Source organism: Streptomyces sp. NPDC050856 (genome assembly GCF_040653855.1).
In the GTDB taxonomy this organism is placed as follows: domain Bacteria; phylum Actinomycetota; class Actinomycetes; order Streptomycetales; family Streptomycetaceae; genus Streptomyces.
The window spans coordinates 13,767-36,229 of record NZ_JBFAGV010000003.1 but is presented as its reverse complement, the minus strand read 5'-3'; the positions used below and the strand labels follow the sequence as shown (position 1 = coordinate 36,229).

Here is a 22,463-nt window from a genome sequence, read left to right as displayed (position 1 = left end):
GCGCGGTTCACCCCGGCCACCCGTCGGCGTGAGCCGCCCGGGCTGTTCGCCCGCCGCTACCGCCGTACGCCCGGCTACTCGGTGACCTCGTGGTCGTGGCCGTCGTGCAGGCCGCCGCCGCTGCCCGCGTCGCCCTCGGTCGGGACCGAGACGACCGGCTTGCGCAGCGAGCTCAGGTCGTGGGCGTAGGTGCCGACCGCGTTGGCGATGACGTCGATGTTGACGTCGAAGGCGGTCATGTCGATGTTGTCGATGTCGTCGCACGCCGCGTGGTAGCACGCGTCGTACGCGACGCCGGCCGTACCGCCGAACTTCTCCGCCTGCTTGACCGTCTTCACGCCCTCGGCGCCGGTGAACGTACCGCCGGAGGGGATGCCGACGGCGATGAACGGGCCGTAGTCGGAGCGGCCGGTGAAGTCGGTGCCCTCGTGCGGGGTGCCGCGCCCGTCGAGGAACTCGTTGATGTCGCGCTCGAGCTGAGCCGAACCGGTCGGGCCCGCAGGGGCGCCGACGTTGTCGGAGTTGTCCCCGTCGTACACGAACAGGCCGTAGTTGGGGGAGGCGATCATGTCGAAGTTGAGGTAGAGCTTGACCTCCTTGCGGTCCAGCGCGCTCATCTTCTCGACGTAGTGCTCCGAGCCGAGCAGGCCGTTCTCCTCGGCCGACCACCAGGCGAAGCGAATCTTGTTGGCGGGCTTCTGCTTGGACTTGGCGAGCTCCAGGGCGACTTCGAGCAGACCGGCCGAGCCGGAGCCGTTGTCGTTGATGCCGGGGCCGGCGGTCACCGAGTCGAGGTGGGCGCCGAGCATCACGGTGTTGGCCGCGTTGCCGCGCGGGGTCTCCGCGATGACGTTGTTGGTGGGCCGGTTCTGCTGGAGCTGGCGGACCTCGAAGGAGACCTCCACCGGGCCCTTGGCCAGGTCGGCGACGAGCTTCTCGCCCTCGGCCTGCGCGATGCCGCCGGTCGGGATCCGGACGGCCTTCGGGTCGCCCAGGGTGCCGGCCAGGGCGCCGGCGGTGTTGTTGTAGATGATCGCGCCGATGGCGCCCGCCGCCGCGGCCTGGGTCTGCTTCTCGGCGAAGGTGCAGCCGCCACGCTTGATCAGGGCGATCTTGCCGGTGAAGGTGCCGGTCGTGTAGTCGGCCGGCTCGCAGCCCGGCGTGGCGTCGCCGGCCGGGGCCGGGACGGCGGCCAGCGCGGCCCTGACGCCGCCGACCGGGGTCGACTTGGTGTAGGTCAGCGCCTTGATCTCGACATCGCGGGGCGAGGGCGAGACGACCGAGAGCTTCTCGGCCTGGGTCTCGGTGTACACGAAGTCGAACTGCTGGTACGAGACCTGGTAGCCGGCCTTCTTGAGCTGCTGGTACACGTACGCGGCCGAGGCGTCGTGCCCGAGCGAGCCGGCCGCGCGGTGGCCGCCGGCCGAGTCGGCTATCTGCTGGAACTTCTGGAGGTGTGTGAAGGCGTCCTTGGCGGACGACTCACGTATGAGCTTCCTGGACAGCTTGGCGGCGTCCTTGGCCGCCGCCTTGCCGGCGTCCTGCCGGTCGGCGGAAGCGGGGGAGGCGGATGCCAGCAGGAGCGGGGTCGCGAGTGCGGCTGCGGCCAGGGTGGCCACGGCTCTGCGATGGGATGCGTTCACAGAGGTCCTTCCCGGTGCGAACGAGGTGTGAGGGGAAGTTAGCGATCTTCTGCCCTCCTGTGAACACATGTGCCACAACTCACGCCATCTTTCATGCGGTTCGGCTCAATCGGCGGTGCCCCCGGCGGTGTCCGTCCCGGCGTTCGTTCCTGGCCGGGCCGCTCCGGTCGCCTCGGCCGTCCCGGTGGACCTGGACGTTTCGGCGGCCTTGGCGGTTTTGGTCGCCTCGGCCGTTTTGGCGGCGCGCTTCGCCTCCTGCTTGTACGCCCGGACCCTGGCGAGCGACTCCGGGCCGGTGATGTCGGCCGCCGAGCGGTACGAACCGGCCTCGCCGTACGCGCCCGCCGCCTCGCGCCAGCCGTCAGGGCGTACGCCGTACTGCTTGCCCAGCAGGGCCAGGAAGATCTGCGCCTTCTGCTTGCCGAACCCGGGCAGGGCCTGGAGCCTGGCGAGCAGTTCGCCACCGGTCGTCACACCCGCCCAGACCGCGCTCGCGTCACCGCCGTACTCGTCCACCAGGTACTGGCACAGCTGCTGCACCCGCTTGGCCATCGAACCGGGGTAACGGTGCACGGCCGGCTTGGCGGACAGCAGGGCGGCGAAGTCCTCCGGGTCGTGGGCGGCGATCTCGTGCGCGTCCAGGTCGTCGGCGCCCAGGCGCCGGGCGATCGTGTACGGGCCGGCGAACGCCCACTCCATCGGCACTTGCTGGTCCAGCAGCATCCCGACGAGGGCGGCGAGCGGGCTGCGGCCCAACAGCTCGTCGGCTTCCGGCTGCTGGGCGAGGTGGATGGTGGTGGTCATGGATCGATGATCGCGCCCCGGTGGGCCGCTCGCACGCGCAGATCACCGAGCGGCGAACCGGTCCAGCGCGGCGACCACCCGCGCCCGGCTCGCCGCGTCGCCCAGGTGCCCGGACCCGTCGACCACCACGAGCTCCGCGTCCGGCCAGGCGCGGCTCAGCTCCCAGGCGGTGACCGGGGGACTGCCCAGGTCGAGACGGCCGTGGAGCAGGATGCCCGGAATGCCGGCCAGCCGGTGGGCGTCCCGCAGCAGGGCCCCCTCCTCCAGCCAGGCGCCGTGCGCGAAGTAGTGGGCGCAGATGCGCGCCAGGGCGAGGCGGGCGGCGCCGGGCCGGCCGCCGTACGGGGTGCCGGCGCCGCCGGAGCCGTCGGTCTCCATGGACACCACGGCGTCCTCCCAGGCGCACCAGTCGGCCGCCGCCCGCTCGCGCACGGCCGGATCGGGGTGGGCGGTGAGGCGGGCGTAGGCGGCGATGAGGTCGGAGCCGGCTCCGGGGCCCGCTCCCTCCCGGAACCGTTCCCATGCCTCGGGGAAGAACCGGGCCGCCCCTCCGTACAGCCATGCGATCTCCGAGCGCCGGGTGGTGGTGACGGCGGAGATGACGATCTCGGTGACGCGGTGCGGGTGGCGCTCGGCGTACGCCAGGCTCAGGGTCGAGCCCCACGACCCGCCGTACAGCAGCCAGCGCTCTATGCCCAGGTGCACGCGCAGCCGCTCGATGTCGGCGACCAGGTGGTCGGTGGTGTTGGCGCCCATGTCGGTGGCCGGGTCGCTCGCGTGTGGGGTGCTGCGTCCGCAGCCCCGTTGGTCGAGGAGGACGACCCGGTAGCGGGCCGGATCGAAGACGCGGGCGTGGCCGGGGCGGCAGCCGGCACCGGGGCCGCCGTGCACGACGAGGGCGGGCTTGCCGGCCGGGTCGCCGTGCGCCTCCCAGTGCACGAGATTGCCGTCGCCGACATCGAGCATTCCCTCTTGGTGCGGCTCACTTTCCGGATACATCCGCCGGCCCTCCTTCTGCGGTGCCGCCCACGGTGCCGGCGGTGGCGGCGACAGGGTGATGCGGCAGGTGATGCAACAGGACTTTTACATTAGCGCTGTTGTATTAGCCCTGTTAGAATTTTGGGAATGGAACTCCTCGGTACCCGCCTGCGTCACCTGCTCGACCTGCTCGACGGCGGGGTCGCCGCCGTCTACGCCGATCTCGGCCAGGCCGCGATCCGGCCCCGCTACACGCCGGTCGTGCGCCACCTGGCCGCGGAAGGGCCCCGCTCCATCCGCGAGCTCGCCGAGGCGACCGGCGTGACCCACTCGGCGGCCAGTCAGACCGTCGCCCAGCTGGTCAAGGACGGCCTGGTCACGTTGGCCCCGGACGCGGCGGACGCCCGCCGCCGAGTGGCCCGGCTGACCCCCGAGGCGGAGGCGGTCCTGCCGATCCTGGACACGGAGTGGAGGGCCACGGCCGCGGCGGTGGCGGAGCTGGAGGCGGAGGTCGCGTATCCGCTGGGCCGTCTGGTGGAGGAGGCGCTCGCGGCGCTGGCCCGCCGCTCGATGCGGGACCGGATCGCGGACGTGATGGCGGAGCGGGTGACGGAGGGGTACGCGGACGGGGTGGGCGTCCAGGTGGCGGGTGGCGTCGCGGACGGGACGGCGGGCCGGCTGGCGGAGGAAAACGCATACGAGACGGGCCGGGTGGCAGAGGCGGAGCGGTGAGCGGTGCGGCTGTGGCGGTCGGGGTTTTCCCGACGGCCACGGCCGTCGGGGTGGCGGTCCGTAGAATGGGGGCCGGCCGATGTCCGTACCGGCCGCCCCGCCGCCCCGTCGCCTCCGCTCGCGGGGCCGATGCCAGCAGGAGAGAGCGTGCGCGTGCCGATGCCGCCGCGCGCCGCCTGTCCGCCGTGACGGCCCACCCGGTGCGGGGCCACCGCCCCTGAACTCGTAGATCCGCCGCGTCCGCACGTTCCCGTACGCCCGGCTTGTGTCGGCGTGCCGTGCCCGAGCACGACAGGTTCCCCTCCTTGCCCATGCGTCCCGTCTCGTTCCTCGCCGACCTCCGCGCCACGCGCCTGGTGGCGCGCCGTCCCTCCTGGGTGTCCCCGAAGGTCTTCCGTACGGAGGCACTGGCGGGCCTCGTCGTCGCACTGGCCCTGATCCCCGAGGCCATCTCGTTCTCGATCATCGCCGGGGTCGAGCCGAGTATCGGCCTGTCCGCCTCGTTCACCATGGCCGTGGTGATCGCTTTCGTCGGCGGCCGGCCGGCGATGATCTCCGCCGCGACCGGCGCCGTAGCGCTGGTCATCGCCCCGCTGAACCGCGAGCACGGCCTCGGGTACCTGGTCGCCGCTGTGATCCTCGCCGGTGTGCTGCAGGTGGTGCTGGGCGCGCTCGGGGTCGCCCACCTCATGCGGTTCGTGCCGCGCAGCGTGATGGTCGGGTTCGTCAACGCCCTCGCCGTACTGATCTTCCTCACCCAGCTCCGGGAGCTGCGCGATGTGCCGTGGGCGGTGTACCCGCTGTTCGCGGCCGGGCTGGCGGTGCTGGTCCTCTTCCCCAAACTCACCAAGGCCGTCCCAGCCCCGCTCGTCTCGATCGTCGCCCTGACGGCGATCACGGTGGCGGCGGGCATCGCGGTGCCGACGGTCGGAGACAAGGGCGACCTGCCCTCCTCCCTGCCGGTGCCGGGACTGCCCGATGTGCCGTTCACGGTGGAGACCCTCACCACCATCGCCCCGTACGCCCTCGCCATGGCGCTGGTGGGGCTGATGGAGTCGCTGATGACCGCGAAGCTGGTGGACGAGATCACCGACACGCACTCCAGCAAGACACGTGAGTCGGTCGGCCAGGGCATCGCCAATGTGGTCACCGGTTTCTTCGGCGGCATGGGCGGCTGCGCCATGATCGGCCAGACGATGATCAACGTCCGGGTCTCCGGGGCCCGTACCCGGCTGTCCACGTTCCTCGCGGGCGTCTTCCTGATGCTCCTGTGCATCGTCTTCGGGCCGCTCGTCTCCGACATCCCGATGGCGGCCCTGGTCGCGGTGATGGTGATGGTGTCGTTCGCGACCTTCGACTGGCACTCCATCGCCCCCGGGACGCTGAAGCGGATGCCGGCCGGTGAGATCACCGTCATGGTGGTCACCGTCGTGTGTGTGGTCGCCACCCACAATCTGGCGATCGGTGTGGTGGTCGGCACCCTCACCGCGATGGTCGTCTTCGCCAAGCGGGTCGCCCGTCTGACGGCCGTCTCGACCGAGCCGTCCGAGGACGGCCGGAGCGTCGTGCACACGGTGACCGGCGAGCTGTTCTTCGCCTCCTCCAACGACCTGGTGGGCCAGTTCGACTACGCGGGTGACCCGGACCGGGTGGTCATCGACCTGTCGAAGGCCCACATCTGGGACGCGTCGTCCGTCGCCGCGCTGGACGCCGTCCAGGCCAAGTACGCGCAGCGCGGCAAGACGGCCGAGATCATCGGCCTGAACGAGCAGAGCGCCCGGATGCACGGCGCCCTGACGGGGGAGCTGTCCGGCGGGCACTGAGCGTGCCCCTCGGCCCGTGCTCGCCCGGTGCGCCGTGCGCCGTGCGCCGTGCGCCGTGTGCCAGGGCCGCGCACATCGTGCCGCGTGCGCCGTGGCCCCGCGCCGCGCACGTCGTGCCTCGTGCGCCGTGGCCCGCGCCGCGCACGTCGTGCCCCGTTCCCCGTGCCGCCGGCTTCCGGCCTCCGGGCCGTTCAGGGGCGGGCCCCGGTGACCATGTGCGCCCGCGCGAGCAGGGCCACGCCCGCCTCGACGGCGGCGGGCGGACTGGCCGCGTACCCGAGGACGAGCCCCGGGGCGTACGGGAGCTGGGTGTGCCACGACAGGGGGTGCGCCTTGACGCCCTCGGCGAACGCCGCCGCGGCGAGGGCGCTGTCGTCGCCGTCCCGGACACCGTCGAACGTGACCATCAGGTGCAAGCCGGCGGCGGCGCCGTGCACCACCGCACGCGGCAGGTGCTCCGCGAACGCGGCGATCATCGCGTCCCTGCGCTGCCGGTGCCGTCCGCGCAGGCAGCGCAGGTGCCGTTCCAGCGCCCCCGACTCCATCAGCCGCGCCAGCACCAGCTGGGGCAGTACCGGGTTGCCGAGGTCCATGAACCGCTTGGCGTCCACCAGCGCCTCCCGGTACCGCGGCGGCGCCACCACCCAGCCCACCCGCAGCGCCGGGGCGAGCAGCTTGGACACGCTGCCCGCGTACACCACCCGGTCGGGGAGCATCGCCCGTAGCGCGGGCACCGGCGGCCGGTCGTAGCGGTGTTCGGCGTCGTAGTCGTCCTCGACGACCAGCCCGCCCTGCCCCGCCGCCCAGGCCATCAGGGCGCGCCGCCGCCCGCCGCCGAGCACCACTCCGGTCGGGAACTGGTGTGCCGGGGTCAGCAGAACGGCCGGCGCGCCCGTCGCGGACAGCGCGTCCACCCTTATGCCCTCGGTGTCGACCGGGACCGGCGGGGTGCGCATGCCCGCGTTGCGCAGGTGCTGCCGGGCGCCGAGCGAACCGGGGTCCTCCACCGCCAGCTCGCTGATCCCCTCCGCCCTCAGTACGTGGGCGATCAGCCCGAGCGCCTGGGCGGTGCCCGCGACGATCAGCACCTCGGCCGGATCGACGCGGATGCCCCGGTAGCGGGCCAGCCAGGCGGCGACCGCGCGGCGCAGTTCGGGGGCGCCGCGCGGGTCGCCGTACCCGAGGGCGGCGGCCGGGAGGTCGGCGAGTACGTCACGCTCGGCCCGCAGCCAGGCGGCGCGGGGGAAGGCGGCGAGGTCGGGCAGACCGGGCGTGAGGTCGACCCGGGCGGGCGCGGCGCGCAGCGCGTCGTAGACGTCCGCCCCCGGCTCGCCGTCCGTGAACAGCCGGGCAGCGGCCGGTCGCGCCCGTGGTGACGGCACCGGCACCGTCAGCGGCGCCGCCACGACGACGGTGCCGTGCCGCCCCCGCCCGGCGATGTGCCCGTCCTCGCCCAGCCGCTGGTACGCCTCCGTCACCACGCCCCGCGACACCCCGAGCTCCGCCGCGAGCACGCGGGTGGCGGGCAGCCGGCTGCCCACCGGCAGCCGTCCGTCGGAGATCGCGTGCCGCAGCCGCCCGGCCAGCCACTCGGCGAGGCCGCCCGCCGGGGCCTGGCCGGTGTCGAGCTGGAGGAAGTCGGCCGCCTTCGCGTTCCGCCGGCCCTCCATGGACCTCTGGTCTGTGCCGCCATTGGACCTGTTCACCGGACCATGGTGGGCCGATGCTCGGCTCATGACCATGGAAACGGCGAATGAGGCGCGGGAATCGAGCGGTGCGCCCGGCGGACCCGGCGCGCGGGGCGCGAACGACGACCGGGGTGGGTACGAGCGGGGTGGCCGGGCGGATGACCGGGACGGGCACGAGCGGGGCGGACCCGGGGGTGGGTACGAGCGGGGTGGCCGGGCGGATGACCGGGGCGGGCTCGGCGTAACCGACAGGCGCTACGTGCACGGCTACTCGGCGTACGAGTCCCAGCGGCTGGGCGACCAGGCGGACACCCTCGCCGGGCTGCTGCACGCCGACACGGCGTACCCCCCGGGCAGCCGGGTCTTGGAGGTCGGGTGCGGAGTGGGCGCGCAGACCGTCCACCTGGCCCGCAACAGCCCCGGCGCGCGGCTCGTCGCCGTCGACGTCTCCGCCGCCTCCCTCGAACTGGCCCGCGCCCGGGTGGCGGAACACGTCCCGGAGGCCCGGGTGGAGTGGCACCGCGCCGACCTGTACGCGCTGCCGTTCGACGACGCGGAGTTCGACCACGTCTTCGTGTGCTTCGTGCTGGAACACCTGGTGGAGCCGGGCCGGGCCCTGGCCGCCGTGCGCCGGGTGCTGCGGCCCGGCGGGACGGTCACGGTGATCGAGGGGGACCACGGCTCGGCCTTCTTCCACCCCGACAGTGCCGCCGCCCGCGCGGCGATCGACGCCCAGGTACGGCTCCAGGCGGCGGCGGGCGGCGACGCGCTGATCGGCCGCCGCCTGGAGCCGCTGCTGACCGGGGCGGGCTACGCGGACGTGGTGGTCCGCCCCCGCACCGTGTACGCCGACCGGACCCGGCCCACGCTGGTCGAGGGCTTCACCCGCGACACGTTCGTCGCCATGATCGAGGCCGTACGGGACGACGCGCTCGCCGCGGGCCTCACCACCCCGGCCGACTGGTCCCGCGGCATGGCCGACCTGCGCCGTACCGCCACCGAGGACGGCACCTTCCACTACACGTTCTTCAAGGGGACGGCAGTCAAGGGCGGCGCCGGGACGGCGAAGTAGGGCGCCGGGCGGCACGCGGGACGGGCCCGGCCATCCGCCGGCGGGAAACCGACACCGGCCGACGGCGGCCGACGCCGATCGACCCCGATCGACCCCGAGCGACCCCGATCGACACGGGCCGACGCCGCCCGGGAGGCCGGCTCCCGCGGCGGGCCCGGGTGGCAGGAGGTACCGGGCCGGGACGCGTCCGCCGGGGGACCGCCCTCGGGCGTTACGACCCGCCGTCGTCCTCGCCCTCCATGACGGGCCGGATCACCACCGGGTACTCGGGCGCGCCGGCGGGCTGGGGGCACCGGGCGATGTGCGCGGCGATCTCGGTGACCCGGTCCAGGCCGGCGCAGTCGAGCACCCAGTAACCGGCGAGGACCGGCTCCGTCTCCCCGTACGGCGCGTCGGTGATCACCGGTTGCCCCGCCGGGCCCGCACCGACGAACCGGGTCCGGGCGGGTCCGGCGAGCCCGTTGCCGTCGACCAGCTCTCCGGAGGCGGCGAGGTCGTCGTTGAGCTCCCGCATGAACGTGAACATCGCTTGCTTGTCCTGGTCGTTCCAGGCGGGACTGTGCGGCGATCCCTTGCCGTCCATCGCGTCGTAGTCGGCCTGCGCGCCCTGCACCATCACCAAGTACTTCATGTCGCCGTCCCTCCACGCTGTGACATCACCCACAGAGAAAGCACAGCAAGTGTGGGCAACTGTCCCCCTTGATCGCATTCGGGCTCACAGGCGGTGGCACCGGCCCCGTGACGGCGTGGAAACCCCCTTCCACCGCCCTTTGCCGCGGTCATACGATCATCGCGAGCCGCGCCGCGCGCATTGACCCGCCGCGGCCGTTTCCATTCTTCCGGACGCAGAAAAGGGCCCTTGTGAAGATCCGCCGCATGCTCGCAACGGCTGTCGCCGCCGCCGTGACGACGCCCGTCGTGGTGCTGTCCGTCACTCCCGCGTTCGCGGACACCCGGCCGACGGCGCGGACCCCGCAGCACCCGGCCTCCCCGGCCCGCCAGGCGAAGCCGTCCCTGGCGGAACTGGAGCGAGCCGCCACCGAGGCGGCGAAGGCACTCGACGCCGCCGTCGCGGCCGAGCGGGCGGCCGGCGAGGACGCCGCGAAGGCGAACGCCCTTACGGCGCCCCACAACGTGGCGGTCAAGACCGCCCGTCAGGTGGCGGGCGCCGCGGCCGTGGCCAAGACGGACGCCGACAAGGCCCTGGCAGCCGCCGAGAAGGCCCTCGCCGAGCTCCCGGTGGACGCCACCGACGAGCAGCGGAAGGACGCGGAGCGGAAGGTCACCGAAGCCGGGGCGGTCGTCACGGCGACCACGGAGGCCAAGGCCACCGCCGAGGCCCAGTTGACGCGGGACCTCGCGGCCGCGTACGAGGCCATGAACGCCGCCGAGCAGCGGCTGGAGCTGGCGAAGAAGGCCGTCGTCGAGGCGCGGCTGGCCAAGCAGGCGGCCGACAAGGCCCTCGCCGATGCCAAGAAGGCCGCCGACCAGGAAGACGAGGAGTGCGCCGCCGCCGAGCCGCGGCTCACCGCGGTCGTCACCGGCCTGCCGACGAAGGTCGTCGCCGGTGAGCCCGTCGACTTCTCGGTCCGCCTGACCAACGGCACGGGCGAGACCCTGGACAAGGTCCAGGCGTTCGTCAGTGTGAAGGCCACCGACAAGACCGGCCTCAAGGACCTCGGCACGTCCCTCAAGCTCCAGTGGTCCTCGACCACGTCGCCGAAGTGGCAGAACCTCGACCGCGACGACCGCTCCGGCGCCATCAGCGCGCTCAAGGCGGGCACCGGTGCCGACGTCAAGCTGCGCCTGTCGGTCGACGCCTCGGCCCCGGCCGGTGACGCCACCGCCTTCATCGGGGGCGAGTACCTCAACACGGACGGCTCCTGCGGCAGCAGCCCCACGGACAAGTACGACTTCACCATCGAGGCGGCGGTGGCCAAGCCGACCCCGGCCGCCTCCGCCAGTCCCACTCCCACGCCGACGGCCACGCCGACCCCGTCGGCCACCCCGTCCGCCACGGCCCAGGGCGGCACGTCCCCCACCCCGCTGAGCACGACGAGCGGCACCCTGGCGGCCACCGGCTCCTCCACCGCCACGCAGCAGCTCGCCCTGGCGGGCGGCGCGGCCGTCGTCCTGGGCTCCGGTGCCGTGTTCCTGGCCCGCCGCCGCAACGCCGGTACGGGCACGGGCACGAAGGGCATCGACGGCTGAGACACCCCACCGGCCCCATGACGGCCCGGACCGGCGAAGGCCCCGACCAGTGACGGTCGGGGCCTTCGCGCGCTCGCGCCGCGGCGACGTCAGAGGTCCTCCGTGTCGTCGGTGGCATCGAGGTTGATCCCGGTGGAACCGGCCGGCTCGTCGTCCAGGAGCACCTTGCCCATCGCGGCCGAGACGCCGGCCAGGAGCTCGGCCTTGCGCGCGGCGAAGAACCCCTCGAAGTCGTCCGAGACCAGGAACTCCGGCCGCACCAGATGGGTGCGGATGTGCTCGGCGACACCGTCGGGGGTGGTCTCCGCGCTCTTGGCCAGCCGCGGCAGGTAGTCGGAGGGGGCCGAACCGCCGATGATCCTGTTGGTCCGGGCCGTCAGCGGTGTCTTGTTGACGATCGAGTTGTACGTGTCGGGTTCGTACCCGGCCTTCTCGCACCACACCTTGGGGAAGATGTGGTGGATGTCGACCGACTCGTCGAAGTACCGCGTGACCTCGGCCTTCTCACCGGTACGCCAGTCGACGGCGCCCGCCTTGAGGAGGAGCGCGTAAATGCCCTTGTAGGCCGCGCTGTTCCGAGTCCGCAGGGTCAGCAGGCGGCCGGGCGCGAACTGGGCGGCGGTCACGGTACGCGGCTCGACCGGCGAGCCCTGGATCCAGTCGACCACGTCCGGCAGGTCCTGGCTGAAACGGGTCTCGGTCGATCCGCCGTAGAGCTCGCCGAACACCCCGCACCAGTACCACCGGGCGAGCTTCCGCTGTGCCCCGGCGCTCTGCGCGGCCTCCCCGGCCAGGGCGAGGACGGCGGCGAGCGGAATCAACTGGGTGCCGTAGGGCAGGAACTTGGTGTCGAAGAGGAACTGCTGGTGCAGGAACTTCGCCGCCGCCTTGAACCCGGCGATGACGGACGGCGCGAAGCGCCGATAGTCCTCCAGCGAGAGCGCCAGCATGTCCTTGCGCTTGCAGCCGATGCGCGGCAGCCGTTCCTCGTCCGTGCCCCGCTCCCTCTCCCGCGTACGCCGGGCGGCGGTCGCGAGCAGGGACACCGCCTGGAGGAAGTCGGTGTTGGAGACCTCGCGCAGGACCCGGTACTCCGGCGCCCGCCACGCGGCCCGGCACTCCTCCTCCCAGTGCCGGCGCAGGTCGAACTCGTCAGCCGCGTACGTCGCCGTCAGCAGCTCGAAGACGGTGAGAGTGACACCACCGGTGTTGACCTTCTCGAAGACCTGGCACACCGCTTGGCGCGGCGTCCCCTGGCCCAGCTCGATGACCGGGACGTGGTAGCGGTCGAAGGGCCGGACGAACGCCTCGTCGAAGTCGCGCCACAGCTCGTACTTGGCCTTGTCCCGGCCCCAGTGGTCGATGAAGCCGTAGCCCCAGTCGCCCCGGTCGAACACCGCGTGCAGGGGGAAGAGCTGTCCCTCGTACTCCAACTCGCGTGTCGAGTAGTCCTCCAGGACCTCGCCCCGGAAGTTGAGGACCTTGCGTGATTCGGGCAGGAAGCGGATGGCGTCCTCACGGTCCCCGTTCTCGTCCAGCGCCTGGGCCATGTCGACGTAGAACCAGCCGGAGACCTGGTGCTTGCGCAGGTCCTGCGTGACGACCGGCGTCCGCAGCTTCAGCGCCTGGAACAGCGAGGTCAGCCTCTGCTGCCCGTCCAGTACGAGGGAGTCCGGCTCCGGCTCCCCCACCGGCGCGGCGCCCTCGATCGGACGGTACTTGAACCGCACGTCGCCACCGGCCTTGAGCAGCATGATGGTGCCGACGGGGTAGCTGAGCGAGACCGACGCGAGCAGACCCGCGATGTTCGGATAGGGCCACACCCATCCTCGCTGGAACTCTGGCAGCTGGGCCTTGCCGACCTCCACCTGCTGCAACAGGTCGCGCAACGGTCGCTTGTCGATGCTGAAGGCTTCGTCGGCCAATCCGGCTCCTCAGAACGTCCGGGCTCCGACAGGTGCCCTGTCCGGAACCGGCTATCGCGTTGTCATGGTCAAATTACTAGCGGTGACAGGTCGAGTTGGTCGGAACCGGAACATCGAGAGCGGTTCCGGCCACATCCGATCGGGTTCGCGCCGGAGGGGCCTGCGGACCTCCGGCGCCTCAGGTGACCAGCGGGACCGGAGAGCGGAGAAACGCCGGGGACGGCTGCTCCGGAACGCCGGCGACCGGGACGGCCACCGGCAATGACGCTCACCGCGTCGCCCCGGCCGTGTTCCCGGGCCCGCGGCCACCGGCTGGGCGGAACGGGGTCCCGTTCCGCCCAGGTGCCGGGCGAAGAGAACCGACCGGGACGGCAACCGGAACGGAAACCGAGACGGCCAACGTCGAAGGGCCCCACCGCGAACGGTGGGGCCCTTCGACATCGTGCCCGGTGAGGCACTGGCGGAGGATACGAGATTCGAACTCGTGAGGGGTTGCCCCCAACACGCTTTCCAAGCGTGCGCCCTAGGCCTCTAGGCGAATCCTCCGGGGCAAACAATACAAGACGTTGAGGAGTGCTCGCGAACTCGTTCCCCGCCCCCGGCATCAGGTACCCTGGGCGCAGCCCCTCACGTGGCGCTATCTGACTGAACTCCCCCAGGGCCGGAAGGCAGCAAGGGTAGGTCGGCTCTGGCGGGTGCGTGGGGGGCCCTTGCGTTGTTGGGGAGGGGCCGGGCTCTGGCCGGGCCGATTGTCGGTGGAGCCCGATATCGTCGTAAGGGTGTCGTCCCTTGCGCTGTACCGCCGCTACCGCCCCGAGTCGTTCGCCGAGGTCATCGGTCAGGAGCATGTCACTGACCCGCTGCAGCAGGCCCTGCGGAACAACCGGGTCAATCACGCGTACCTGTTCAGCGGGCCCCGAGGGTGCGGGAAGACCACCAGCGCGCGGATCCTCGCCCGGTGTCTGAACTGCGAGCAGGGACCCACGCCGACGCCCTGCGGGCAGTGCCAGTCGTGCCAGGACCTGGCCAGGAACGGGCCGGGGTCGATCGACGTCATCGAGATCGACGCCGCTTCGCACGGAGGCGTGGACGACGCCCGTGACCTGCGGGAAAAGGCGTTCTTCGGCCCGGCGAGCAGCCGGTACAAGATCTACATCATCGACGAGGCGCACATGGTCACCTCGGCGGGCTTCAACGCCCTGCTGAAGGTGGTCGAGGAGCCGCCGGAGCACCTGAAGTTCATCTTCGCGACGACCGAGCCCGAGAAGGTCATCGGGACGATCCGGTCGCGTACGCACCACTATCCGTTCCGGCTGGTGCCGCCCGGGACGCTGCGGGACTACCTGGCCGAGGTGTGCGCCCAGGAGAAGATCCCGGTCGAGGACGGGGTGCTGCCGCTGGTCGTGCGGGCCGGCGCCGGGTCGGTGCGTGACTCCATGTCGGTCATGGACCAGCTCCTGGCGGGCGCCGCCGAGGACGGTGTGACGTACGCCATGGCGACCGCGCTGCTCGGGTACACGGACGGGTCCCTGCTGGACTCGGTCGTCGACGCGTTCGCGTCCGGGGACGGTGCCGCCGCCTTCGAGGTCGTGGACCGGGTCGTCGAGGGCGGCAACGACCCGAGACGTTTCGTGGCCGACCTGCTGGAGCGGCTGCGTGACCTGGTGATCCTGGCCGCCGTGCCGGACGCCGCCGAGAAGGGGCTCATCGAGGGGCCCGCCGATGTGGTCGAGCGGATGCAGGCGCAGGCGTCGGTGTTCGGCGCCGCCGAGCTCAGCCGGGCCGCCGATCTGGTGAACAACGGGCTGACCGAGATGCGCGGCGCCACCTCGCCGAGGCTTCAGCTGGAGCTGATCTGCGCGCGCGTGCTGCTGCCGGCCGCGTTCAGCGACGAGCGCTCGCTGCTGGCGCGGCTGGACCGGCTGGAGCGGAGCGGCGGCGCGGTGGCACAGGCTGCCGCGTTCCAGGCCACCGGGCCCGGACCGGCCATGGGGTACGTACCGGGGCCCGAGGCCCATACGGCGGTACGGGGACCGGGCACCGCGCCGGAACCCGCGCCCGCGCCACCCTCCCCCGCCACGGCTCCCGCCCCGCCGACCGCTCAGCCGCCCGCACCGGCGCCGCAGCCCGCTCCGGCGCCCCAGCCGTCGCCGCAGGCCGCCGCGCCCGCCGAGGCCCGGCCCGGCGCCTGGCCGTCCGCCACCCCGCCCGGCGCCCAGGACAGCGGCGCCCGGCCCGGTGCCTGGCCGTCGGCCGCGCCCCGGCAGCCCGGTGGCTGGCCCGGTGCCGCCGCGCCGTCCGCGCCGTCCGCGCCGTCCGCGCCGTCCACGGCGTCCGCCCCCGCGCCGCAGCAGCCCCCGGCCACCGCCGGAGCGCCGGCGTCCGCGCCCGCCGCGACGGGTCAGGGCGCCGGCCAGGTGCGCAACATGTGGCCCGACATCCTGGAGGCGGTGAAGAACCGGCGCCGGTTCACCTGGATCCTGCTCAGCCAGAACGCACAGGTGGCCGGGTTCGACGGCACCACCCTCCAGCTCGGCTTCCTCAACGCCGGAGCCCGTGACAACTTCGCGAGCAGCGGCAGCGAGGACGTGCTCAAGCAGGCGCTGGTCGAGCAGTTCAACGTCCACTGGAAGATCGAGGCGATCGTCGACCCGTCCGGCGGTTCCGGGCCCCCGCCGGCCGCCGGCGGCGGTGGCGGCGGCACGGGCGGCTTCGGTGGTGGCGGCTTCGGCGGCGGTGGCTACGGCGGCCGCCCGCCCCAGGCGCCCGCGCCCGCCCCGCACGGCGGCGCCACCCAGCCCGTACAGCAGCCGTCACAGGCCTCCCCGGAGGCACAGCCCGCGCAGCCGTCGCCGGGCGCGCAGGGCGCGCGGCCGGCCGGTTCGCACCAGGCACCGGCGCGGCAGCAGCCGGGCGGCCCGGCGTACGAGCCACCGCGTGCCCCGTCGCGGCCGCCGGTCAGCATCGAGGACGACGTGCCGGAGGAGGACGACCCGGACCTCGTGGACTCGGCCCTGTCCGGCCACGACCTGATCGTCCGCGAGCTCGGCGCCACCGTGGTGGAGGAATATACGAACGAGTGACGGCGGTCGCCCCGGCAACCCGCACAAGGCGCGCTCCGCGCCGCGGGCTACCCTGGCTGCCGTGAAGGTCCTCGTCATCGGCGGCGGCGCCCGCGAACACGCCCTGTGCCGCTCTCTCTCCCTCGATCCCGACGTCACCGCTCTGCACTGCGCGCCCGGCAACGCCGGAATCGCGGAGGTCGCCGAGCTCCACGAGGTGGACGCCCTCGACGGCTCCGCCGTGGCCCGCCTCGCCGGCGAACTGGCCGCCGACCTGGTCGTCGTCGGCCCGGAGGCGCCGCTCGTCGCCGGGGTCGCCGACGCCGTACGGGCCGCCGGCATTCCCTGTTTCGGCCCCTCCCGGGAGGCCGCGCGGCTGGAGGGCTCCAAGGCGTTCGCCAAGGACGTGATGGCCGCCGCGAACGTGCCCACCGCCCGCAGCTATGTGTGCACCACTCCCGAGGAGATCGACGCGGCGCTCGCCGCCTTCGGCGCTCCGTACGTCGTCAAGGACGACGGCCTCGCGGCCGGCAAGGGCGTCGTCGTGACCGACGACATCGAGCAGGCCCGCTCCCACGCGCGCTCGTGCGAGCGCGTGGTCATCGAGGAGTATCTGGACGGCCCCGAGGTGTCCCTCTTCGCGATCACCGACGGCACCACCGTGCTGCCGCTGACCCCGGCGCAGGACTTCAAGCGAGCCCTCGACGGCGACGAGGGGCCCAACACCGGCGGCATGGGCGCCTACTCGCCGCTGCCCTGGGCGGACCCCGAACTGGTCGACGAAGTCATGGCGACCGTCCTCCAGCCCACCGTGGACGAGCTGCGCCGCCGGGGCACCCCCTTCGCCGGCCTGCTGTACGCGGGCCTGGCGATCACATCGCGCGGGGTCCGGGTGATCGAGTTCAACGCCCGGTTCGGTGACCCGGAGACCCAGGTGGTGCTGGCCCGCCTGCGGACCCCGCTGGCGGGCGTCCTGCTGCACGCGGCCAACGGCACCCTCGACAACGAGCCGCCGCTGCGCTGGCGCGACGAGGCCGCCGTCACGGTGGTCGTCGCATCGCACAACTACCCCGGCACGCCCCGCACCGGGGACCGTGTCGAGGGCCTGGACGAGGTCGCGGAGCAGGACGCGCCCCATGCCTATGTACTGCACGCCGGCACCCGGCGGGACGGCGACGCGATCGTGAGCGCGGGCGGCCGGGTGCTGTCCGTCACCGCGACCGGTGAGGACCTGGCGCAGGCCCGGCTACGGGCCTACGCGGCGGTCGACCGCATCCGTCTGGCGGGCGCGCAGCACCGTACGGACATCGCCCGCAAGGCCGCCGGGGAGTAGGCGGACAGAAGTTCCGGGAGTGAACCCGCAGAGGGCCCGAACCGTCCTCACCTTTGCCCAAAGCCATTCCATCGAGTGACGGATGGGCCATCCGGATGACGCCTGCCGACACCCCAACTAGGGTGCCGCGCAGGCGTTCCGGCACTTGGCCCACCGGCATTGCGATGTCAGTGGTGGGTGCCACAGTGGGGGAGTGAGCAACACCGCCGCAGGCAGTCCACCGCAGGGCAAGAGGGGGTGACGTACGGCCGTGTCCGGTTCCGCTTCGGGTACTTCCGGTATGGGTGAGGAGCGAGGCGCGCGCGCCGCGCGTGCCCGGGCCCTCGCCGTGCTGCGCGTCCGCGGCAGGGCGCTGGCCGTCGCGCTGCTGCCCGCCGCCGTCGCCGTGGTGCTGCTGGCCGGCGGCCTCGCCGGCCATCTGGTCGGTGACGGCTGGGACACCGCCCGCTGGGTGGCCGGTGTCCTCGCCGTCGTCGTCCTGCTGGCGGCGGCCGCGGTGGCCCTGGTGATCTCCCGGGCGAGACCGGCGCTCAGCCCCACCGTTGAGCTCTCCGAGGAGTCGGCCCCCGATCTCTACCGGCTGGTCCATGACCTGGCGGGCCGTCTCGGCGTCCCCGCGCCCTCCGCGATAGCGCTGACTCCCGACTGCGACAGCTGGCTGGAGGACCGTACGCATCCGGCGCACGGCGCGCGCGGCACGCCCGGCCCGCCGGGTGCCCGGCGGACCGACACGGCACCGGTGCTGGTCATCGGCTCCCCCTTCCTGTGGTGGATGCGCGTGGCCGAGCTGCGCGCGGTGCTCGCGCCGGTCGTCGCCGGTACGGGACCGTCCGCGCACCCGGACATAGCGGCGGCGCGCCGGTTCGTGCGGGGGCTGGACGCGGCCGTCGCGGTCGCGGACCGGCCGGGTCTCGATCCGGTGCGGCGCCGGGGCGCGCGGCTCGTCGGCGGGGTGGTCCGGGTGTTGCTGCGCAGTTGCCGGGAGCAGGCCGCCGAGATGGAGCGGGGTGTGGCCGCCGCCGCTTCCGAGCGGGCGCAGACCGTCGATTACGGCCTGCGGATCGTCGCGCAGGAACAGGTCGGCCTGGCGTACGCGGGCTGGGACCGGCTGCTGACCCGGGTCGCCCTGCCCGCCTGGCGGATGGGCCGCTGGCCGTCGCGCCTGGACGCGGGCGTGGTGGCGGCCCTCACCGAACTGTCGCGGCGCGACCGGCTCGCCGAGGGGTTCACCTCCCGGCTGGGCGAACGCCCCGCGTGCGACCTGCTGGAGGAGCCCGGGCTCGTGGACGAGGCCGCCTCACTGCTCGCCGCCCGCCTCTTCCACGGCGGCCCCGCCGAGACGGGGCCCGGCTGGGCGCCGGTGGACTGGCAGGAGTACCCGGAGGAGGTCGTGGACCGGAAGTGGCGCACCGAGGCCGCCCGGCTCCACCGCGTCCTGGACCGGCTCGGGGTACGGCGCGGCGCTGACGCCACGCTGGCCCGGGTGATGGACCACCTGGCCGGCACCCCGCGCGGTGACACCCTGGCGGCGGCGATCAGCGCGGAGGTCGCCCGCGAAGAGGCCGGCCTCGTCGTGGTGACCCCGCCCGGCACCGGCCCGGTCACCCCACGGGCGGCTGCCCCGGGTGCTCCTGAGCCCTCGCCCCGGGCGGGCGGCACGGCTCCGGTGGCGGACCCGGCCGGCCCCGCGGCCGCGCCCATGGCCGGAACGGAAGCCCCGGCCGCCGGGGAAGTGCCCGCCAGGACCCCGACCGGCGCCGCCCCGGAGCGCGGCGCCGTTCCGGGCCACGGCTCCGGCGCGGGCCCGGTGTCCGGGCCCCCGGCGGGAGCCACCGGCCAGCGGCCCGCGCCGGCCATATCCGCAACCGGGGCCACGCCGGAAGCCGCCTCCGGTGGCGGCGCCGGCACCGCGCCGACGACCGCCGCCGCCGGGACCGGCGGCGCTGCCCCGGCGCCCGGCACCGCGCCCGTGCCCGGCGCCGCCCCGGAGGCCGCGTCCACCCCCGCGCCCGGCACCGTGTCCGCCGCCCCTGGGGCCGGCCCTCCGCCTGGCACCGGGGCCCCCGCGGGGTCCGGTACCGCACCGGGCCCGGGCACACCCGCCGCGGCCCCTCCCGTCCCGGCCCCCACCTCCGGGCCGGCGGACGACGATCCGTTGCCGCTGTTCCCGCTCCAGCCACCCCGTACCGGCCGGGAGCTGCTCGCCGACCACGTCACGGCCATGGTGTGCTGCGCGGCCGTCGACACCGCGGGGGCGGCACCCGGGCTGGACTGGCTGGACGGGCCGACCCTGCTCGTCGACGGGAAGCGGCACCCGGACCTGGGTTCTCGCGTCCTCAGCCTCATCGAGGACGCCGACCCGGAGCCGCTGCGGTCCTGGCTGGCCGCCGTGGGCGTACGGGCCGAGAAGCCCGTCCGGCTGGCGTGAGCGGCGGTGTCCGGCCGGGGGCTCGAACAGCGGCGCCCACCGGCGCCCCGACCGGCGCTCGGCGCCCGGAACGCGACGTTCCGTTCTCGCCAATCCGCGACAAACGGTGACGGACTGCATGCGTTATGTGATGTGCTGGGGATCGGCACTGACAGTCGCGGGGGAATCGAGGGAGGGGCGCACATGGGGGCGGAACAGATCCGGCGCTGGGAGTCAGGGGCCCTTGCCCATGCCGTGACGGACCCGTTCGGACAGGGCCCGGTGCCCTGGCTGCGGGGCAGTGAGCAGTATCTGGACGACACCGGGAAGGTCGTCGCCTGGTACGCGGACCCCGACCTCGCGCGCGGCCGCAACGGCGGTCCCCGCGCCGCCGACGACGTACGCCGTCAGATCAAGGGCTTCACCTCGACCGGAGCGGTGGCCCCCGGTGAGGCGATCGACTTCCACATCACCGTGGACCCGCCCCAGCAGTTCTCGGTCGACATCTATCGGATCGGTCACTACGCGGGCGACGGCGCCGCGAAGATCACCACCAGCCCGCGGCTGTCCGGCATCGTCCAGCCACCCCCGCTCACCGCCGACCGGACCGTCTCCTGCCACCACTGGTGGCTCTCCTGGCGGCTCCAGGTCCCGTCCTACTGGTCGATCGGCGCGTATGTCGCCGTCCTGACCACCGGTGACGGCTACCGGTCGCACATCCCGTTCACGGTCCGCGACGACCACCCGGCCGACCTGCTCCTGCTGCTGCCCGACATCACCTGGCAGGCCTACAACCTCTACCCGGAGGACGGCCGGACCGGCGCCAGCCTCTACCACGCGTGGGACGGGGAGGGCCGGCTGCTCGGCGAGGAGGACGCGGCGGTGACCGTCTCCTTCGACCGCCCCTACGCCGGCGCGGGCCTGCCCCTGCACGTCGGCCACGCCTACGACTTCATCCGCTGGGCGGAACGGTACGGCTACGACATCGCCTACGCCGACGCCCGCGACCTGCACGCCGGCCGGGTCGACCCCACCCGGTACCGGGGCCTGGTCTTCCCGGGCCACGACGAGTACTGGTCGGTGCCCATGCGCCGTACGGTCGAGCAGGCCCGCGACCACGGCACCTCGCTCGTCTTCCTCTCCGCCAACACCATGTACTGGCAGGTCGAGCTCTCCCCCTCGCCGTCCGGCGTCGCCGACCGCCTGCTGACCTGCCGCAAGCGCCGCGGCCCCGGCAAGCCCGCCCTGTGGCGCGAGGTCGACCGCCCGGAGCAGCAACTGCTCGGCATCCAGTACGCGGGCCGGGTCCCCGAGCCGCACCCCATGGTCGTCCGCAACGCCGACCACTGGCTCTGGGAGGCCACCGGCGCCGGCGACGGCGACGAGCTGCCGGGACTGGTCGCCGGTGAGGCCGACCGGTACTTCCCGCGCACCGCCCTGCCCGAACACCAGCGCCGCATCCTGCTGGCCCACTCGCCCTACCGGGACGCCGAGGGGGCCGTCCGCCACCAGGAGACCTCCCTGTACCGGGCCCCGTCCGGCGCGCTGGTCTTCGCGTCCGGCACTTTCGCCTGGTCACCGGCCCTGGACCGGCCGGGTCACGTCGACGTCCGGATCCAGCGCGCCACGGCCAACCTGCTGGACCGCATCTGCAAACGGGACTAAACACCCCCCTGAACCCCCTGGCCGAGGCCGAGCCTCCGCATGCGGGAGAATCGGAACCATTGGACAGAACCACGGGGAGGAACCGTGTCCGGATTCGTCGAAAAGCCTGAGCCTGTTGAGGTTCCGGGCCTGGTGCACCTGCACACCGGCAAGGTGCGCGACCTGTACCAGAACGAGGCGGGCGACCTCGTGATGGTCGCCAGCGACCGCATCTCCGCCTACGACTGGGTGCTCCCCACCGGGATCCCGGACAAGGGCAGGGTCCTCACCCAGCTCTCGCTGTGGTGGTTCGACCAGCTCGCCGACCTCATCCCGCACCACGTCATCTCCACCGAACTGCCGGCCGGCGCGCCGGCGGACTGGGCGGGCCGTGCGCTCGTCTGCAAGTCCCTGCGGATGGTCCCGGTGGAATGCGTGGCGCGCGGCTACCTCACGGGCTCCGGCCTCGCCGAGTACAACGAGACGCGCACGGTCTGCGGCCTCGCCCTCCCCGAGGGCCTCAGCGACGGCTCGGAACTCCCCGCGCCGATCTTCACGCCCGCCACCAAGGCGGCCGTCGGCGACCACGACGAGAACGTCAGTTACGAGGAGGTCGCCCGCCAGGTCGGCGCGGAGACCGCCGCCCAGCTGCGGCAGATGACCCTCGCGGTCTACAGCCGCGCCCGCGACATCGCCCGTGACCGGGGCATCATCCTCGCGGACACCAAGTTCGAGTTCGGCTTCGACGGCGACCACCTGGTGATCGCGGACGAGGTGCTGACCCCGGACTCCTCCCGCTTCTGGCCTGCCGCCTCCTGGGAGCCGGGCCGCCCCCAGCCGTCGTACGACAAGCAGTACGTGCGCGACTGGCTGACCTCACCGGCCTCCGGCTGGGACCGGAAGAGCGAGCAGCCCCCGCCCGCCCTCCCCGAGGAGGTCGTCGCCGCGACCCGTGCCAAGTACATCGAGGCGTACGAGCTGCTGACCGGCACCAGCTGGGGGTGACCGGCGCACGAAGAAACCCCCGGCCATCGGGCCGGGGGCTTCCTCTGCTGAGCGGACGACGAGGCTCGAACTCGCGACCTCAACCTTGGCAAGGTTGCGCTCTACCAACTGAGCTACGTCCGCATGCGCCGTAGCG

The 22,463-nt window shown here is 73.4% G+C and carries 15 protein-coding genes, 2 tRNA genes and 1 other RNA gene; 10 read left to right on the top strand and 8 right to left on the bottom strand.

The features are described 5' to 3' along the window. Nucleotides 1-74: 74 nt before the first annotated feature. The 3 genes from AB0H53_RS03540 to pip all read right to left on the bottom strand — a co-directional run bounded on the left by AB0H53_RS03540 (nt 75) and on the right by pip (nt 3,446). On the bottom strand, nt 75-1,619 hold the full coding sequence (locus AB0H53_RS03540; RefSeq protein ID WP_362107202.1) for a M28 family metallopeptidase: 1,545 nt from the start codon (nt 1,617-1,619) through the stop codon (nt 75-77). A 129-nt stretch (nt 1,620-1,748) separates the two neighbouring features. Further along, nucleotides 1,749-2,447 (bottom strand): HhH-GPD-type base excision DNA repair protein, encoded by a 699-nt coding sequence (locus tag AB0H53_RS03535; RefSeq protein WP_362106523.1) that lies wholly within the window; start codon nt 2,445-2,447, stop codon nt 1,749-1,751. A gap of 42 nt (nt 2,448-2,489) precedes the next feature. Continuing rightward, nucleotides 2,490-3,446: a prolyl aminopeptidase gene (pip, locus tag AB0H53_RS03530; protein WP_362106520.1), complete on the bottom strand. Its 957-nt coding sequence runs from the start codon at nt 3,444-3,446 to the stop codon at nt 2,490-2,492. A gap of 126 nt (nt 3,447-3,572) precedes the next feature. On the opposite strand from pip, the gene AB0H53_RS03525 reads away from it, so the two are divergent. Further along, on the top strand, nt 3,573-4,157 hold the full coding sequence (locus AB0H53_RS03525; protein ID WP_362106517.1) for a helix-turn-helix domain-containing protein: 585 nt from the start codon (nt 3,573-3,575) through the stop codon (nt 4,155-4,157). 311 nt (nt 4,158-4,468) lie between these two features. After that, nucleotides 4,469-5,980 carry a SulP family inorganic anion transporter gene (locus AB0H53_RS03520; RefSeq protein ID WP_362106515.1) on the top strand — a complete coding sequence of 504 codons (1,512 nt, stop codon included), beginning with the start codon at nt 4,469-4,471 and terminating at the stop codon, nt 5,978-5,980. Nucleotides 5,981-6,171: 191 nt separating this feature from the next. On the opposite strand, the gene AB0H53_RS03515 is transcribed toward AB0H53_RS03520, so the two are convergent. Next, nucleotides 6,172-7,650: a PLP-dependent aminotransferase family protein gene (locus AB0H53_RS03515; protein WP_362107199.1), complete on the bottom strand. Its 1,479-nt coding sequence runs from the start codon at nt 7,648-7,650 to the stop codon at nt 6,172-6,174. Between the two features lie 64 nt (nt 7,651-7,714). On the opposite strand from AB0H53_RS03515, the gene AB0H53_RS03510 reads away from it, so the two are divergent. Further along, complete coding sequence (locus AB0H53_RS03510) at nt 7,715-8,740, top strand: methyltransferase domain-containing protein (protein ID WP_362106512.1); 1,026 nt, start codon at nt 7,715-7,717, stop codon at nt 8,738-8,740. A 211-nt stretch (nt 8,741-8,951) separates the two neighbouring features. Here AB0H53_RS03510 and AB0H53_RS03505 read toward each other — a convergent pair whose 3' ends face one another. Continuing rightward, the gene (locus AB0H53_RS03505) at nt 8,952-9,371 is read right to left on the bottom strand and encodes a YciI family protein (RefSeq protein ID WP_362106509.1); all 420 of its coding nucleotides are present in this window, start codon (nt 9,369-9,371) and stop codon (nt 8,952-8,954) included. A gap of 245 nt (nt 9,372-9,616) precedes the next feature. On the opposite strand from AB0H53_RS03505, the gene AB0H53_RS03500 reads away from it, so the two are divergent. Further along, a complete protein-coding gene (locus tag AB0H53_RS03500; RefSeq protein ID WP_362106506.1) occupies nt 9,617-10,951 on the top strand; it encodes an LPXTG cell wall anchor domain-containing protein in 1,335 nt (444 codons plus the stop codon). A gap of 89 nt (nt 10,952-11,040) precedes the next feature. Here the strand turns inward: AB0H53_RS03500 and AB0H53_RS03495 are convergent, their stop codons facing one another. Together AB0H53_RS03495 and AB0H53_RS03490 are read right to left on the bottom strand one after the other, a co-directional pair. After that, entirely contained in the window at nt 11,041-12,876 is a 1,836-nt protein-coding gene (locus tag AB0H53_RS03495) for a DUF262 domain-containing protein (RefSeq protein WP_362106503.1), read from the bottom strand. Between the two features lie 458 nt (nt 12,877-13,334). Further along, nucleotides 13,335-13,422: transfer RNA gene (locus AB0H53_RS03490), tRNA-Ser, on the bottom strand. A 72-nt stretch (nt 13,423-13,494) separates the two neighbouring features. Between AB0H53_RS03490 and ffs the strand changes: the two genes are divergently transcribed. The 6 genes from ffs (at nt 13,495) to AB0H53_RS03460 (ending at nt 22,327) form a co-directional block, all read left to right on the top strand. Next, nucleotides 13,495-13,591: signal recognition particle sRNA small type (ffs, locus tag AB0H53_RS03485), an RNA gene on the top strand. 64 nt (nt 13,592-13,655) lie between these two features. Then, nucleotides 13,656-15,959 carry a DNA polymerase III subunit gamma and tau gene (locus AB0H53_RS03480; RefSeq protein ID WP_362106500.1) on the top strand — a complete coding sequence of 768 codons (2,304 nt, stop codon included), beginning with the start codon at nt 13,656-13,658 and terminating at the stop codon, nt 15,957-15,959. A gap of 61 nt (nt 15,960-16,020) precedes the next feature. Continuing rightward, complete coding sequence (gene purD / locus AB0H53_RS03475) at nt 16,021-17,271, top strand: phosphoribosylamine--glycine ligase (RefSeq protein ID WP_362106497.1); 1,251 nt, start codon at nt 16,021-16,023, stop codon at nt 17,269-17,271. A 280-nt stretch (nt 17,272-17,551) separates the two neighbouring features. Next, nucleotides 17,552-19,699, top strand: a complete 2,148-nt coding sequence (locus AB0H53_RS03470; RefSeq protein WP_362106494.1) for a hypothetical protein — start codon at nt 17,552-17,554, stop codon at nt 19,697-19,699. Nucleotides 19,700-19,882: 183 nt separating this feature from the next. After that, nucleotides 19,883-21,343 (top strand): N,N-dimethylformamidase beta subunit family domain-containing protein, encoded by a 1,461-nt coding sequence (locus AB0H53_RS03465; protein WP_362106492.1) that lies wholly within the window; start codon nt 19,883-19,885, stop codon nt 21,341-21,343. Between the two features lie 84 nt (nt 21,344-21,427). Continuing rightward, on the top strand, nt 21,428-22,327 hold the full coding sequence (locus AB0H53_RS03460) for a phosphoribosylaminoimidazolesuccinocarboxamide synthase (RefSeq protein ID WP_362106489.1): 900 nt from the start codon (nt 21,428-21,430) through the stop codon (nt 22,325-22,327). Nucleotides 22,328-22,377: 50 nt separating this feature from the next. On the opposite strand, the gene AB0H53_RS03455 is transcribed toward AB0H53_RS03460, so the two are convergent. After that, nucleotides 22,378-22,450, bottom strand: a tRNA-Gly gene (locus AB0H53_RS03455). Between the last annotated feature and the right edge of the window lie 13 nt (nt 22,451-22,463).

Bases quoted from the DNA above. Each gene is read 5' to 3' on its own strand.
- AB0H53_RS03500 (WP_362106506.1), top strand. From the start codon at position 9,617: ATGCTCGCAACGGCTGTCGCCGCCGCCGTGACGACGCCCGTCGTGGTG.
- AB0H53_RS03510 (WP_362106512.1), top strand. From the start codon at position 7,715: ATGACCATGGAAACGGCGAATGAGGCGCGGGAATCGAGCGGTGCGCCC.
- AB0H53_RS03525 (WP_362106517.1), top strand. From the start codon at position 3,573: ATGGAACTCCTCGGTACCCGCCTGCGTCACCTGCTCGACCTGCTCGAC.
- pip (WP_362106520.1), bottom strand. From the start codon at position 3,446: ATGTATCCGGAAAGTGAGCCGCACCAAGAGGGAATGCTCGATGTCGGC.
- AB0H53_RS03465 (WP_362106492.1), top strand. From the start codon at position 19,883: ATGGGGGCGGAACAGATCCGGCGCTGGGAGTCAGGGGCCCTTGCCCAT.
- AB0H53_RS03520 (WP_362106515.1), top strand. From the start codon at position 4,469: ATGCGTCCCGTCTCGTTCCTCGCCGACCTCCGCGCCACGCGCCTGGTG.
- AB0H53_RS03515 (WP_362107199.1), bottom strand. From the start codon at position 7,650: ATGGAGGGCCGGCGGAACGCGAAGGCGGCCGACTTCCTCCAGCTCGAC.
- AB0H53_RS03470 (WP_362106494.1), top strand. From the start codon at position 17,552: ATGGGTGAGGAGCGAGGCGCGCGCGCCGCGCGTGCCCGGGCCCTCGCC.
- AB0H53_RS03535 (WP_362106523.1), bottom strand. From the start codon at position 2,447: ATGACCACCACCATCCACCTCGCCCAGCAGCCGGAAGCCGACGAGCTG.
- AB0H53_RS03505 (WP_362106509.1), bottom strand. From the start codon at position 9,371: ATGAAGTACTTGGTGATGGTGCAGGGCGCGCAGGCCGACTACGACGCG.